This window comes from Streptomyces sp. NPDC002623 (assembly GCF_053592635.1).
Genome location: NZ_JBSFWB010000042.1, coordinates 36,542 through 51,456, shown reverse-complemented (window position 1 = coordinate 51,456; position 14,915 = coordinate 36,542). Strand labels below are relative to the sequence as shown.

The window sequence follows — 14,915 nt, the reverse complement described above, 5'->3', positions numbered from 1 at the left end:
TGGCGGCTCACCCTCCGGACTTGGACGAGCCGGCCACGCCGAACTGCCGGATCGTGGACATCGTGGAGGCGCCGTCGCCGAGGTAGGTGATGCCCTTCTTGGTGGCCCAGTCGCTGCCGAGGTAGAAGACGGGGGACAGCCAGGCGTTCTCGACGCCGAACTCGTTGATCTCCCGGTAGATTCCGGCGGCCTTCGTTGGGTCGAGCTCCTTGGATGCCTGGTCGAGCAGCTTGGTCAGCTTCGGGTCGGTGGAGTGGAAGACGTTGCGGAAGCCGGTCTCGGTGTAGAAGCTGCGGGTCATGATCGCGTCGGAGGCGAGGCCCTCCACGAGCAGGAACATCGGGTACTTGCCGGACGCGACGGCGGAGGTGGTCTGCTGGGCGGGCACCGGCTCCCAGGTCACCTTGATGCCGATGTCGCCGAGCGCCTGGGTGAAGAGCGGTTCGAAGCTCTTGGTGAAGACGAGGCTCGGCATGGTGACCGAGAAGCCCTTCGGGTAGCCGGCCTCGGCAAGCAGCTTCTTGGCTCCGGCGACGTCGTAGGGGTACTTGGCGTTGAGCGCCTCGTCGTAGGCCTTCCCCTTCGGGTTGAACACCTGGTCGGTGGCCTTGCCGGAGCCCTGCAGCACCTGGGTGACCATCTTCTGCCGGTCGAAGGCCATGTTGATGGCCTGGCGGACCCGCAGATCGCCCAGCGGCTTCAGCTTGGTTCCGGCGCGGTCGCCGAGGACGAGGTAGGCGCCCGCGGTCGCCTCCACATGGGTGATCTCGAAGCCGGCCGCCTTGAGCGCGGACAGCTGCGAGACATCGGCGGTGCCGGCGTTGGTCTGGCCCGCCTTGAGGGCGTTGGCCGACGCGGTCGGGTCGGTGATCACGCGGATCTTGACCGTCTTGAAGGGGTACGCCTTCTTGTTCCAGTAGTCGTCGCGCCGGTTGAGGACGTACACCGAGCCGTTGACGGTGGTCTTGGTGTCGAGGGTGTACGGGCCCGAGCCGACCGGGTTCAGAGCGGTGCTCTTGTCGGCCATGGTCTTCGGGTCGCCGATCACCCCGGGTGCGGTCGACAGCGCGGCGAGCAGCGAGGCCTCGGGCCGGGAGAGCTTGAGGACGACCGTCGAGGCGTCCGGTGCCTCGACCGAGGAGACGGCGGCCAGCGACAGCTGGCTCTGTCCGGGCGTGGAGCGGATCCGGTCCAGGGTGGCCTTCACCGCGTTCGCGTCCACCGGGTCGCCCGAGCTGAACTTCATGCCCTGGCGGATCTTCAGGGTCAGGGTGCGGCCGTCCGCGGAGTACGACCAGCTCTGCGCGGCGCCGGGGTGCAGTTCGCCCTTGTTGTCCTGGAGGATGAGCGTGTCGAAGATCGAGTCCCAGACGTAGGTCTGCTGGCCCTCGATGAGCTGGGCCGGGTCGAACGAGTTGGGCGTGCCGAGGATGGACAGCGCGAGCGTCGTGTCGGTGCCGGAGTTCGACGTGGCGGCCGGGGTGCTGTCACACGCCGCCGTGGCCGTCGCCAGCAGGGCGATGGCGGCGACGGCGGCCAGGGTCTGCGAGCGTCGGCGCGGCCGCGGCCCGGGCCGGGAATGCGAGGAGTGGATGCGCATGGGTGGATTCCTTCGTCCTGGAACCTGAAGAGCCGAGACGTGTGTCGGTCTGTCGGTGCGGTCATGCACGGATGCATGCCTGGGCTGATGCACGCGTGGGGGTGTGCGGCGGAGCCGTGAGTGTGGCCGGAGGCGGCGAACAGGGCCGCTGCGGCGGTCGCGGATCCGCCGGCGCGTCCTGACGCGAACAGTTACCACGTGGTCGAATTTCATTCGGAAGGTAAGCCTCGGTGGCAGGCGCGGGAAGAGTGCGTACCGCGTTCGTAATCAGAGCGTTATCTGGCGGGAAATCGTCGGGCTCCGCCCCCTTGTGCTCGCGGCTGTCGCCGCCCACACTCCGAGCAGGTCATGAAAATCTAAGCCTTGGAAGGTTTTGGGGACGTGCCACGGGATTCAGGAAGAGGAAGCGCGCTGTGAGCCAGGCCAAGGCCCGCGGCCCGTACACCAAGACCCCGGCCAGGCGGGCGGAGATCGTCCGGGCGGCGCGCGAGAGCTTCGCGGAACACGGGTTCACGAAGGCCTCGCTGAGGGACATCGCCGAGCGGGCCGGCATCACCCACGCCGGGCTGCTGCACCACTTCCGCAACAAGGACGACCTGCTCGCCGCCGTGCTCGCCGAACGTGACACCGAGGAGCGGCGGTACGCCGAGTCGAAGGTCCCGGACATGGACCATCTGGCGCCGTACCTCGGCGACATGCTGCGCCACCACCAGAAGGCCCCCGAGCTGATGCGCCTGTGGATCGAGCTCGCGGTGGCCGCCTCACGTCCGGAGCATCCCGCGCACGGCTACTTCGTGCAGCGCTACGCCTGGGGAAGCGATCAGTTCGCGCGGGGCATGCGCGGCAAGGCCGACCGCGGAGAACTGCACGAGGCCCTTGCCCCCGAACACGCCGCCACCCTGCTTCAAGCCGTGCTGAACGGCCTGCAGTTGCAATGGCTGCTCGACCAGGATCTCGACATCGTCGGGCCGGTCCGGGCCTTCATGAGCATGACCTTCCCGCAGGCTGCAGAACGAGAGGACGAAGCATGAGACCCGGCACCCTCGCCGTCCAGCTGTACAGCGTGATCGATGCTCTGGCGGCCGATCGCCCCGGCACTCTCGCGCGTCTCGCCGCGCTCGGCTTCCGGTACGTCGAGCCGTTCGCGCTCGGCCTGTGGAACACGCCCCCAGACGAAGTGGCCGCCGCCGCACACGCGTTGCGCGCGGACCTGGACGAGGCCGGTCTCGCGGTCAGCTCCATGCACATCGCCGTCTCGGCCGACAGCCAGGCCTCCGCGATCGAGACCTGCCGCATCCTTGGTGCCGACACCGCCTTCGTACCGATCCCCTGGCTTGTCGACGGTTTCGACGAGCGGTCCCTGGAGACCCACGACGGCGTACGCGCCTTCGCCGCCCGGCTCAACGAGGCGGCGCGCGAACTGGCCGGGGCGGGCATCCGGCTCGGCTACCACAACCACCACTTCGAGTGGGTCCGACTGCCCGGCGGAGCCCACGCCTTCGACGTCCTGTGGGACCTGCTCGACCCGGAGATCCTCGCCGAGGTCGACGTCTACTGGGCCGCCGTGGCCGGCCAGGACCCGGTCGACGTCATCAAACGCCTCGGGGAACGCGCTGTGACCGCCCACCTCAAGGACGGCCCCGCCGAACGCGACACCCCGCAGACACCCATCGGCACCGGGGACATCGACATCCCGGCGGCGTTGCGCGCGGGCACCCATCTGGGCTGGCATATCACGGAGATCGACCAGACGGAGGCCGACCGCTTCGAACTCCTCGCGGCCAACCGACAGGCCCTGCTGGAGGGCGGACTGACCCTGACCTGACGAGGGGTGCGTCCGAGGTCGCCCAAGATCACACCGATACCTCCGGGAGCGCTCTTGCGCGGTAGTATGCCGTTCCTTTGGGGAGCCTCCAGCTCCCCGCACCAGACCGAGGGCAACAACGTCAACAGCGACTGGTGGGTGATCGAAGGACGCACGCCGGGCCTGGAGAGGAGCGGCGACGCGCTCGACAGCTACCACCGCTTCGAGGAGGACATGCGCCCGCTCGCGGACGCCGGCCTCAACGCCTACCGCTTCGGCATCGAGTGGGCACGCGTCGAACCGGTGCCTGGACACTTCTCCCGGGCCGAACTCGCCCACTACCGGCGCATGATCGACACCGCCCTGTCGCTCGGCCTGACGCCCGTCATCACACTCCACCACTTCTCCAACCCGCGCTGGTTCGCCGAGGAGGGGGGTTGGCTCGGGGAAAAGGCGGTCCAGCGGTTCACGCGCTACGCCGAGGCCGTCACGGACATCCTGGGCGACGTCCCCTGGATCGCCACCATCAACGAACCCAACATGCTCGCGATGATGATCACCATCGAGCGCCAGGGTCCGGCCGGTCCGAGCAGCGGCTCCCAGGGTCTGGCCGCGGCCGACAACACCCGCCCGAAACTGCCCGCCCCCGACCCGGAGATCGGCGCCGCCCTGGTCGAGGCCCACCACGCTGCCCGGGAGGTCGTCCGCGCCAACACCGACGCCGCCGTGGGCTGGACCGTCGCGAACCGCGCCTTCGCCGCACGGCCCGGCGGCGAGGACAAGCTCCGCGAGATCGAGTACGACTGGGAGAACCTGTACCTCGAAGCCTCGCGGGGTGACGGCTTCGTCGGAGTCCAGTCGTACTCCAGCGAGTGGGTCGGACCCGATGGCATCGAGCCGCATCCGCCGCACCCCGACAACACCATGGCGGGCAAGGCGTACCGGCCCGACGCTCTCGGCATGGCGGTCCGTCACACCTGGGACGTCACCGGCGGGGTACCGATCCTCGTGACCGAGAACGGCATCGCCACCGCCGACGACAATCGACGGATCGCCTACACACAGGAGGCCCTCGACCACCTGTTCGCCGCGATCGACGACGGCATCGACGTACGGGGCTACCTGCACTGGAGCGCCCTCGACAACTACCGCTGGGGCGACTGGAAGGCGACTCTCGGCCTGATCGCCGTAGACCGTGAGACCTTCGAGCGCCACCCGAAGCCGAGCCTCGCCTGGCTGGGCGCCACCGCCCGACGCGGGCGCCCCTGAGACCCGGCCCGCCGGACTGGGCCCCAGTTGGCCTCAACCCGCCTTCCCCACCCGCCGAGTGGCACTGAACCTGCCGCAGGGGAGCGGCTCCACGACGGTCCCGTCAGGGAAGACGACGCGTGCCGCGGTGGCCGGGGGGACGTCGACCGTGACGGTGAGTTCGGCGCCGGACATCCGCCACTCGACGACGATCGTGCCTTGCGGGGACTCGTGCGTGCCCCGGGCCCATGGCACGGACGGGTGCGGGACGGGCGCGACCTCGAAGGACTCCCAGGCGACCGACCCCGGCGTCTGCCGCAGCCCCAGGACGTGGGTGTGCAGGAAGCGGACCACCGCGCCCTTGCTGTAGTGGTTCAGGGAGTCGTGCGCGGTGCCGGACTCGTCGACGCCCTCCCAGTCCTCCCAGATGGTCGTCGCGCCGCGGTCGACCATGTACAGCCAGGACGGCGCGGTGCGCTGGAGGAGCAACTCGTAGGCGACGTCGGCGTGTCCGGTGTCGGCGAGGACGGGGAGCAGGTCGCCGGTCGCGAGAAAACCGGTGCCCAGATGCGTGCCGGCCGCGCGGATCAGCTCGACCAGGCGCGCTGCGGCGGCCTCGCGCAGGTCACCGCGGACGAGTCCGAGGGACAGCGCCCGCACATAACCGGCCTGGGTGTCGCCGGCGGTGCGTCCGTCGGGGGACAGGAACTCGGTGCGCCACGCGTCGCGGACCCGCTCGGCGATCTCGGCGTAGCGGTTCGCGTCCTCGGCGCGGTCCAGCACGCGTGCCACGCGGGCCAGGGTCGCCGTCGAGCGGTACAGGAAGGCCGTACCGATCTCGCCCTTGTCAGCCATGAACCAGGCGACGGGATCGTCCTTGACCGGGTCGACACGGCTGCCGTCGGCCGCCCTCACCCGGGGCTCGGTCCACTCACCCCAGTGGAAGGAGCCGTCCCACAAGTACCGCTCGTGCGGCAGCGGTTCGGCCGAGCGCTCGGTCCGGGACGGGTGGCGGGTGGTGCGGGCGGTCATGAGCGCCCACTCCACCCAGCGGACCATCGCCTCCCAGTTCTCGGCCAGGACCTCCCGGTCGCCGTACGACTCGTACAGCTCCCACGGGACGGCGACGACAGCGTCTCCCCAGCCGGCCGAGCCGGTCATCATGGCGAACTGGTCGTCGAGGTGGTGTTTGATACGGCGTCCGTCGGGCGAGAAGTTGGCGATCCGGCCGTCGGGCAGCTGGTCGTCGCGGACGGAGCGCAGCCACTTGCGGCTGAACCCCAGGACGTCGTACAGGCGTGTCGCGGTGGGGGCGAAGACCTGGTAGTCGCCGGTCCAGGCGAGACGTTCGCGGGTCGGACAGTCGGTGGGCACGTCGACGGCGTTGCCCCGGAAGCTCCACTCGGCGATCTCGTGGAGGCGGTCGAGGTCACCGTGCCCGCAGGCGAACGTGCCGGTGCGGCGCAGGTCCGAGTGGATGACGCGCATGACGAGGCTCGCCGGGTCGAGGGGGGCGCCGTCGCGGTGGACGCGGACGTACCGGAAACCGTGCACGGTGTGGCGCGGCTCGAACGTCTCGCCACCGCCCGCGGACACGACCTCGTCGCGCTGGACGAACGGGATCGGGGCCTGGCCTGGGCGCGTGGCGTCGAGGTGGACGGTCGTCAGGTCGCCGTCGGGGCCGAGGTGCTCGCCGTGGTCGACGACCGTGCGGGTGCCGGCCGGGCCGAGCTCGGCCAGCGCGATCCGGCCTGAGGCGTTCTGGCCGAAGTCGGCGATCCACACGCCGTCCTCGAGCTGTACGACGGCCTGTGCGGGGCGTGACTCGATCACGCGCACCGGCGGCGCGGGCGACCAGTCGATGGCGGGCGCCTCCACCTGGTCGACAAGGACCGGCCTGCCGGCCCCGGGCCGCAGACGGAAGTCGGTGGTCTGTCCGTCCATGAGGTCGGCCCGGGTGACGGCCGACTCCGCGCTCGTCCACGTCCCGTCGGTGCGGACGACCTGCCGTGCGCCGTCCTCGTAGACGATGTGCAGCTCGGCCCGTGCGCCGGGCACGGTGCCCCAGCCGGCTGGTTGGCGGAAGGCGCCGACCTGACCCCGGTACCAGCCGTCGGACAGCAGGATCTCGAACCGGTTGTCGCCCGCCTCGACGGCGGTCGTGACGTCGGACGCCTGGGCGTAGAGCGTGCGGTCGTAGGAGGTGGACCCCGGCGACAGTTCAGCGGTGCCGGCCCGCGAACCGTTGACATACGCCTCGTACACCCCGAGTGCCGTCGCGTACAGCCGTGCCGAGCGCACCCCGGCCCGCGCCTCGAACCAGGCCGACAGGACGTACGCGGGCCGTCTGCCGTAGCCGGCGACGCCGGACTCGGCGGGGCTGATCCAGTGCGCCCGCCAGTCCGCGGCGAGAAGACCCGTCTCGAACGCGTGCCACCGCGACCACGGCGAGTCGCCGTCGCCGCCGAGCGCCCGGACCCGCCAGACCACCCGGCGACCGCTGTCCAGCGCCGCCCATGGCCACGGAACGAACCGGTGCCCGCCCACGGCGGTGGTCACAGCGGGTCGCGCCTCGCCGTCGACGGTGCACTCCACCTCGTACGCCACCGGGCGTGCCGCGTCCGACGGTGGCTTCCACGACAGCCGGGGCGTGGGGCCCGACACGGGGAACGTGTCACCGCCGCTGTCGATGCCCAGGTCGTACGGTGCGTTGTGCATGCTGTGCCTTCTCGGAACTCGGTGGAACGGGAAGCTTCTCGGGACGCCGGCCGGGAGGCGGCGCTACCGGACAGACCTGATCTTGAACTTGACGATGAGGCCACCGACCAGTGCCAGGACCGCGCCGATCAGGTAGAGCTGGGTGTAGTTCTTCTCGCCGCCGTCGCTGACGCCGAGGGTGATGACGAGCGGGGCGATCAGCGGGGCGACGGCGCTGGGGATCTTCTGTGCGAAGGCGACGACGGCGAGGTAGCGGCCGGCCTCGGCCCGGTCCGGGAGGACGGCGAACACGATCGCCTGGTCGACGGCGCTGAACACCGCGATGGCGAACTGCATCAGCACCGCGCCGACGACCAACTGGGGCAGCGAGTGGGCGAACGCCTCGGTGACGGCCCCGGCGACGAACACCGCGGAGCCGATGAGGGCGAACAGCTTGCGCCGGCCGAGCTTGTCGGAGAGGAAGCCGCCACCGATGGCGCCGCCCGCCGCGGCCACCACGCCGACGGTCCCGATGACCGCCACGATCCCGGCGACCTCCTTGACCGGCAGGTCGAGCCGCTGCGCGTAGAAGAAGGTGCCGAAGGCCGTGTTGAAGTACAGGCCCATGAAGAAGACGAAGCGGCCGAGCCAGTTCCAGCCGAAGTCCGGGTACTTGCGCGGGTTGAAGCCGTAACTGGCGACCATGCTCCTCAGGGTCACGCCGCTGGTGTGCACCAGCGCGCGGGAGTCGCCCTCGGGCTTGAACACCGGGAACAGGATCACCAGAACGGCGCCCAGTACGCCCGGGACCAGGAACACCAGGAACGTGCTGGAGGCCACGCCGTACGCGAGACCGATACCGATCACCGGGGCGATCTGGGTCATGACACTGGTCAGGGCGGAGACCCGGCCGCGCTGCTCCTCGGGCACCCGGTCCGCCTGGACGTTCTGTACGGCCTGTCCGGCGGTGGCCCAGCCGATCATGCCGACCGCCCACGCCACGCCCAGCAGCAGGACCGACGGCGCGAGGGCGACCCCGACGAGCGCGACGGTGCCGAGCAGGGCGCCGCCGACCATGAAGGGGGCGCGGCGGCCGAACCGGGAACGGGTCCGGTCGCTCCAGAGTCCGATCAGGGGGCTGAGGACCAGGTAGAGGAACTGGGCGGACCCGGTGACGTATCCGAGCCGCTCCTCGTGTCCCGGTGCCAGGTCGTCGATCCGCACCGCGAGCGAGTAGGAGAGGGGGACCATCAGGGCCAGGGAACCGCCGAAGCTGGCGATCATCAGCCAGAGGAGGTAGTCCCTGCCGACCTTCTGCAGCGGCGGTGCCTCGATCTCGGACGGGGCGGGCGGCTCGGTGGGGCCCCCGGTGGCGTTCTGAGGTGACGCCGGGGGAGGGGAAACCGCCACGCTGACGTCCCGGTCGTCGTGAGGCATGAGGACTCCTTTGTCACATGATCGCAAGGGGCAGCGGCAAACCGGTGGGCGGCGGGACGGCCGTGGCCGGGCCGCCGGGCCAGGGGAGGAGAGGCCGCGGCGAAGAACGGTTGCTCGGTCAGAGGAGGCAAGGCGCCGTGGGGTGGAGCGGTTCTGGCTGCCGGGATGTCGGCGGCACGGTCGATGCCGTGCCGCCGACTGGACCCGCTGCGGTGCGGGACCGGGGAAATCCGGAGTGCTGTGGCGGCCAGTGCCGTCGGAACCGGGCGATGCCGTGTCGCCGGGGACTCCTGTGGACGGTGCCTGGCCGAGGAGCCGGGATCCTGCGATGTGCGCCGCGGGCGACTCCGGGATGTCGGCTCAGGAGACGCCGGTGAGGCACGACCGGGGCTTCGCCTACGCACAGCGGTGGCCGTGGCCTGGCGCCGCTGTGTGCGGTGCCTTGAGCGGACCGGTCGCCTGAGGGCGCCGGTGTGATGCGGCCCTGCGCCCTGTGGGTGGCGGGGCCGAGCCACGGGCCCGCCTTGTCGGTCGTCGCGGCAGGGCGGCATCGGGGTGTTGCGGAGGGCCGCCGTTCTCAGTCGGCCGCGGTCTGGCCAGGCTTGCGGCCGTCGAGGCCGTGCCAGCGCCGGCGCAGGGCGAACGCGGCGGACTTGGGTTTGCGGTCGCGGGTGAAGACGCCCTTCTTGTTGCCGTCGACGCGGTGGATGCCGGGCGAGGTCTGGAAGTCGGCGAAGTTCCACACGTGTTCGCCGACGAACTCGGGGATGCGGTCGAAGACCCGGTGGTACATGGCGAGGAAGTCGCTCTGGTACTCCTCGCTCCACGGGGTGTCCCAGACGGAGTGCAGGCCGGGCTGGGTGTCGGCGCCGTACTCGGACATCATGACCGGCTTGCCGAAGCGCTGGACCCACCCGCGCAGGTCCTGCTCCAGATACCCCTCGGCGGTCGCGAGGTCACCCGTGAACAGGTACCAGCCGTAGTAGCGGTTGATGCTGAGTACGTCGAACAGGTCGCCGATCTGGTCGTTCTGCGGCGTCGCGAACATGACGGCGGCGTAGGTGAGGGGCCGGGTCGGGTCGAGCTTGCGGGCCAGTTCGACCAGCGGTTCGAAGTATTCGCGCGCACCGTCCTCGTTGGAGGCCGGCTCGTTGGCGAGGCACCACATCACCACGCTCGGGTGGTTCCTGTCCCGCTCGATCAGCTCCCGCAGGTGCTGGGCGTGGACGTCCCGGGTCGTCCCGCCGAAGTTCTCCGGGGCGAAGGTGGGGGTCGGCGGAACGCCGGTGAGCCCGCCCTGGACGCCCAGGTTGAGGCCGACGGCTGCGGTCTCGTCGATGACGACGATGCCGTGCCGGTCGGCGAAGTCCAGGACCTCTTCGGCGTACGGATAGTGGGAGGTGCGGAAGGAGTTGGCGCCGGTCCACTCCATCAGTTGGAAGTCGTGCACGAGGTAGGCGTCGTCGTGGCCCTTGCCCCGGACCGGGGTGTCCTCGTGCTTGCCGAAGCCGGTGAAGTAGAACGGCTCGCCGTTGATGAGGAAGTCGGTGCCGCGCACCTCGACGGTACGGACGCCGAAGGACTGGGTGTAGCTGTCGACGGTCTCACCGTCCACGGCCGGCTCAACGACGAGGTCGTAGAGATAGGCCGCGCCCGGCTGCCAGAGCGTGACGTCCTCGATGCGCAGGACGCCCTCGGGGCCTTCGCCCTCCGCGACGGTCCGGCCCGCCTCGTCGGTCACGCGCACCCGCACGGTGGCCGTGTCGGCGTGTTCGCCGGCGGTCTCCACGCGGTAGCTGACGGTGCCGGCCGTGCCGTCCCGTCCTGTGACGACGGTGACGTCCTCGACGAAGGTCGTCGGCGTGCTGTACAGGCGGACCGGGCGTGCGATGCCGGCGTAGTTGTAGAAGTCGTGCAGGTACGACTGCCGTTCGCGGCCGTCGGGGCCGGTGGTGACGGTGCCCGGCGGGATGGTCACGTTCGTCAGGCGGTTGTCGACGCCGACCGTCAGCCTGAACTCGGTGCCGGGCTCGACGATGCCGGTCAGGTCCGCCTCGAACGGTGTGTAGCCGCCGGTGTGTTCGGCCACGAGCCGTTCGTCCACGTAGACCTGCGCGGCATGGGTGACGGACCCGAAGCGCAGGACCACGCGCTCGCCGGTCCAGCCGCGCGGCACGCGCACGTCGCGCTGGTACCAGACGACTCCGACATGGTCGCGGATCTCCGGGTCCACGAACAGGTCGTTGTAGCTGGCGGGTACCGGGACTTCGAGCGGCGGGGCGAGCCGTGACGTCCAGGGAGTGGAGCCGGCCCGCGTGTCGAGGGCGAACCGCCATAGGCCGTCGAGGCCGAAGACGTCTCGGGTGGGGGTGGTACGGGGCGAGAGCATGAGGTTCCTACCGGGTGCTGGGGCGGTCGGGGTGGTGTGCGTCAGGCCGTTTCACCGGCGTCGGCGAGGAGTGTGCTGCCTGTCATGAACGCCGAGAGGTCGCTGGCGCAGAACAGCACCACCCTGGCCACGTCGTCGGGCACGCCGAGTCGGCCGAGCGGACCGGGCTGCATCACGGACATGATCGTCTCGGAGTCCACGCCGGCCGCCGCTGCCGCCGCCATGTTCCCCTCGGTCGGCACGAACGTCGGGGCGACGCCCAGTACGCGGATGCCGAACGGGGCGAACTCCAGGGCGAGTTGCCGGGTGAGGCCGCGTGCCGCGTGCTTGGAGCCGACGTACGCGGCTAGCCCGGGGGCCGTCCCGCGGAACCCGGCCGTGGAGACGACGTTGACGATGACGCCCCCGCTGCCGGCCTCGCTCATCCGGCGCGCGGCCTCCCGGGAGCCGAGGAAGACCCCGCGGGTGTTCACGGCGAACACCTCGTCGAAGGCCTTGTCGGACATCTCCAGCGCGGGAACGCTGGGGAATATCCCGGCGTTGTTCACCCAGATGTCGACCCCGCCGAGCTCCCGGACCGCGAGGTCGGCGGCGGCCACGACGCTGTCGGGGTCGGTGACGTCGAGATGGGTGGCCAGGGCGCGGCCCGGGCCTCGGGCGCCGAGAGCCTCGGCGGCGGCGGTGGCGAGCTCGACCTCGACGTCCGCGACGAGCACGTCCGCTCCCGCCTCGGCCAGCCGCTCGGCGACGGCCCGGCCGAGCCCGCGGCCTGCGCCGGTCACGACGGCGCGCCGCCCGGACAGCGAGACGAGTTCGGTCAGGGACTTGGACGAGACGTCGGGTATGGATACCTGCACGGTGTGTCCTCCGTGTGAGGGTGCGGTCAGATCCGGCCGCGGCGGGCTGTCTCGCCCAGCCACGCGAGAGAGGGCTTGGGGCGGCGTTCGAACGTCTCGCGGTCGACCGCGACCAGGCCGAACGTCGGTGCCCAGTGGCCCCACTCGTAGTTGTCGAGCAGGCTCCAGTGCAGATAGCCGCGGACGTCCACCCCGTCGGCGATCGCCTTGCCGAGGTGCTCCAGGGCTTCGCCCGTGTAGGCGATGCGGCGGGTGTCGTCGCCGGTGGCGACGCCGTTCTCGGTGATCAGGATCGGCAGGCCGCCGGTGAACTCGGCGGTGTGCCGTACCGCGATGCCCAGGGCGTCGGGCCGGTAGGCGGTGCCCACGAGCGTGTTGTCCGGGTGCGGCGGGTAGGGCTCGATGCCGTCCGGGCCGACCCACTGGCTGGAGTACGACTGCACGCCCACGAAGTCGTCGCCGCGCGACCCCTCCAGGTAGAGGTCCTCCCAGACGTGCTCCAGCTCCCGCTTCTTCTCCTCGGCCCCGGGACGGGCCACGAAGGCGCGGTTGGCGACCGTCCATCCGACCTTGGCGTTGGTGCGCTCGCGCAGCACCTCCCGCGCGGCGTGGTGCACCTCGACGAGCCGTTCGCCGATGGCGGTGTCGGGGGCCGGCAGCGGTGGACGCGGGCCTTCGTTGTCGAGGGTCGGGCTCTGCCACTCCCCGTCGGCCTGCGCGCTCTGCATCGCCCGCGCCATGCCGGCCATGATGGCCAGCATGTTCGGCTCGTTCATGGTGACGACCCACTCGACGCCGTCGAGGATCGGCGCGACCGTCTCGACGTAGGTCCGGAACCGGTCCACGGCGCGCTCCCCGAGCCAGCCGCCCTCCTGGGTGAACCAGAGCGGGCTGGTGAAGTGGTGCAGGGTCACGACCGGGGTCAGGCCGAGCTCGAAGGCCGTGTCGATCATGCGCCGGTAGTGGGCGAGTTCGGCGCGCGAGACCAGGCCGGGTACGGGCTCGATGCGGGCCCATTCGATGCCGAAGCGGTAGGCGTTGAGTCCGGCGTCCGCGAGCAGCCGCATGTCCTCGTGGTACCGGTGGTAGCTGTCGCAGGCGTCGCCGCTGCGCTCCATGCCCGGGATGCGCCCCTCGTTGGCCCAGAAGTCGCTGTTGAGGTTGTTGCCCTCGATCTGGTGCGGTGCGGTGGAGGCTCCCCAGAGGAACCCGGGCGGGAATTCGGTCATCGTCGACTGCTCTCCTGAGTGTCGGTGGTGCGGGCCTCGTGGCACTTGCGCCGTTCACCAGGCCGATCGGGCGCGGTGGGCGGCGGCCTCAGTGCGGGGGGTGTCGAGGGTGGAAGCGAGCTCTCCGGCCGGGCCGGTCGCGCGGACGTGGCGGTGGGAGTGGACGCTCACGCAGTGGCTGAGTACGAGGAGTGCGACCACCAACTCTTACCGTGTGGTTAGTTTTCGTTGGGACGGTAGACCGGGATCGCAAGGTCGGGAAGGATGCCGCTCGGCTTCGTGATCAGAACGTTATATGAGGGCGTCTTGGTCGCTGGGAACGCGTGCGCACGGTGAACACGGCAGGCACCGGCAGCCCGTATCCCGAGCCCGAGGGGTGCATGCCGGGGGAGCGTGACCTGGCGTCGGCCATCGGCGTCGGCCGCGGCGCGCTCGGCGCTGGAGGATCTGGGGCGGCGGATCGCTGCCTGCGGGGAGGGGGGCGGGCCGCTGGTTCGGAGGAGTTCGAGCGTTGTGGCGGCGCGCTGCATCACGGCTTCGCCGTCAGGCGCCGCCGCTTGATTCAAGCCCCATGGCCCGAGCGGGGTGGATCGCCGCCGCCCGTGGGCGAGATCCTCGGACTGCCCACGAGGTCGGCGTGATCACCTCGGGGCGCGCGGCGGTACGTTCACTCCGCGGCGCGGCCGTGGTCGAAGAGCAGACGTACGAAGTCGGTCACAGGCCCGGCGATGTCCAGGTCCTGGTCCAGTACCCACTGCAACTGGAGCCCGTTGAGCACGGCATGGAAGAGGATCGCCGCGCTCTCTGGGCTGACGCCCTCGCGGAGCCTGCCGCGTGCGGCCTCGTTGTCGAGTCCCTCGGCGAACTGTGTACGCCCGCGTTCGTAGCGTTCGGCGAAGTAGGCGTGGGCGGGGTGATCCGGCCGCGAGGCCGCGGCGGCGAGCTCGATCCACAGGCGCATCAGTTCGGGCGCCTTCTGGTGGTGGCGGATGAGCTCACCGAGGTAAGGGGCGAGGTGGTCCAGGCTGTCCACTGCTTCCAGGCCCTGCTGCCATTCCTCCGCATCGCGTTCGGCGAGCACCTCGGCGAGGAGTTCGTCCTTGCTCCGGAAGTGGTGCAGGAGGCCGGCGTGGGTGATGCCGGCTCGTTCCGCGATGTCGCGCAGCGAGGCTTTGGCGTAGCCGTTCTCGGCGAAACTGTCGCGCGCCGCTCGTACGATCTCCGTCTTGCGGGCCGGCGTCTTGGCGTACGGTCCACGCGCTTTGGCCTGACCCACTGTGCGCTCACTCTCCTTGATCAAGCAGGTCCGGGACGGTCCTACGCCGCAGTTGAGCCATTAAAGCTTCCCATATGGTCGGGATTCACGTTCCATTCCGCGTCGACTGCAGACCACTGAAAGGTAACGCTCTGGTCACGAAGGTCGATCGCACCCTTCCTGCGCCTGTCGCGCGGGTCTAGCGTCCGACCGGAAATCAACCGCATGGTAAGCGTTCGCGTGATCGCTCCTCCCGGGCCGCCAGAGGAGACAGACGTGCTCATGGGCAACGGTATTGACGCGCCGCCGGATCGATAGGCACGCAACCCCGACATCTGTACAGCGCACACCGCTTCAGCTCCATCGCGTGAGTCCACCCCCGAACACGCCTGCGCGCGG

10 protein-coding genes are annotated in these 14,915 nt (G+C 70.4%); 3 read left to right on the top strand and 7 right to left on the bottom strand.

Annotation, left to right across the window (positions count from 1 at the left end):
• Positions 1-7 precede the first annotated feature (7 nt).
• A complete protein-coding gene (locus ACWD4O_RS41825; protein WP_451288288.1) occupies positions 8-1,600 on the bottom strand; it encodes an ABC transporter substrate-binding protein in 1,593 nt (530 codons plus the stop codon).
• A gap of 413 nt (positions 1,601-2,013) precedes the next feature.
• On the opposite strand from ACWD4O_RS41825, the gene ACWD4O_RS41820 reads away from it, so the two are divergent.
• The 3 genes from ACWD4O_RS41820 to ACWD4O_RS41810 all read left to right on the top strand — a co-directional run bounded on the left by ACWD4O_RS41820 (position 2,014) and on the right by ACWD4O_RS41810 (position 4,673).
• Positions 2,014-2,631, top strand: coding sequence for a TetR/AcrR family transcriptional regulator (locus tag ACWD4O_RS41820; protein WP_451288287.1), 618 nt, complete (start codon positions 2,014-2,016; stop codon positions 2,629-2,631).
• The gene (locus tag ACWD4O_RS41815; RefSeq protein ID WP_451288286.1) at positions 2,628-3,425 is read left to right on the top strand and encodes a sugar phosphate isomerase/epimerase family protein; all 798 of its coding nucleotides are present in this window, start codon (positions 2,628-2,630) and stop codon (positions 3,423-3,425) included. The genes ACWD4O_RS41820 and ACWD4O_RS41815 overlap by 4 nt, the downstream gene beginning before the upstream one ends.
• Positions 3,426-3,491: 66 nt before the next feature.
• Positions 3,492-4,673: a family 1 glycosylhydrolase gene (locus tag ACWD4O_RS41810; protein ID WP_451288285.1), complete on the top strand. Its 1,182-nt coding sequence runs from the start codon at positions 3,492-3,494 to the stop codon at positions 4,671-4,673.
• 33 nt (positions 4,674-4,706) lie between these two features.
• On the opposite strand, the gene ACWD4O_RS41805 is transcribed toward ACWD4O_RS41810, so the two are convergent.
• The 6 genes from ACWD4O_RS41805 to ACWD4O_RS41780 form a co-directional block, all read right to left on the bottom strand.
• The gene (locus tag ACWD4O_RS41805) at positions 4,707-7,370 is read right to left on the bottom strand and encodes a family 78 glycoside hydrolase catalytic domain (RefSeq protein ID WP_451288284.1); all 2,664 of its coding nucleotides are present in this window, start codon (positions 7,368-7,370) and stop codon (positions 4,707-4,709) included.
• A gap of 63 nt (positions 7,371-7,433) precedes the next feature.
• Positions 7,434-8,786, bottom strand: coding sequence for an MFS transporter (locus ACWD4O_RS41800; RefSeq protein ID WP_451288283.1), 1,353 nt, complete (start codon positions 8,784-8,786; stop codon positions 7,434-7,436).
• 577 nt (positions 8,787-9,363) lie between these two features.
• The gene (uidA, locus tag ACWD4O_RS41795; RefSeq protein WP_451288282.1) at positions 9,364-11,175 is read right to left on the bottom strand and encodes a beta-glucuronidase; all 1,812 of its coding nucleotides are present in this window, start codon (positions 11,173-11,175) and stop codon (positions 9,364-9,366) included.
• A 41-nt stretch (positions 11,176-11,216) separates the two neighbouring features.
• Positions 11,217-12,032, bottom strand: a complete 816-nt coding sequence (locus ACWD4O_RS41790; RefSeq protein ID WP_451288281.1) for an SDR family NAD(P)-dependent oxidoreductase — start codon at positions 12,030-12,032, stop codon at positions 11,217-11,219.
• Between the two features lie 26 nt (positions 12,033-12,058).
• Positions 12,059-13,261 (bottom strand): glycoside hydrolase family 1 protein, encoded by a 1,203-nt coding sequence (locus ACWD4O_RS41785; RefSeq protein WP_451288280.1) that lies wholly within the window; start codon positions 13,259-13,261, stop codon positions 12,059-12,061.
• 667 nt (positions 13,262-13,928) lie between these two features.
• Positions 13,929-14,537: a TetR/AcrR family transcriptional regulator gene (locus ACWD4O_RS41780; RefSeq protein WP_451288279.1), complete on the bottom strand. Its 609-nt coding sequence runs from the start codon at positions 14,535-14,537 to the stop codon at positions 13,929-13,931.
• Positions 14,538-14,915 lie beyond the last annotated feature (378 nt).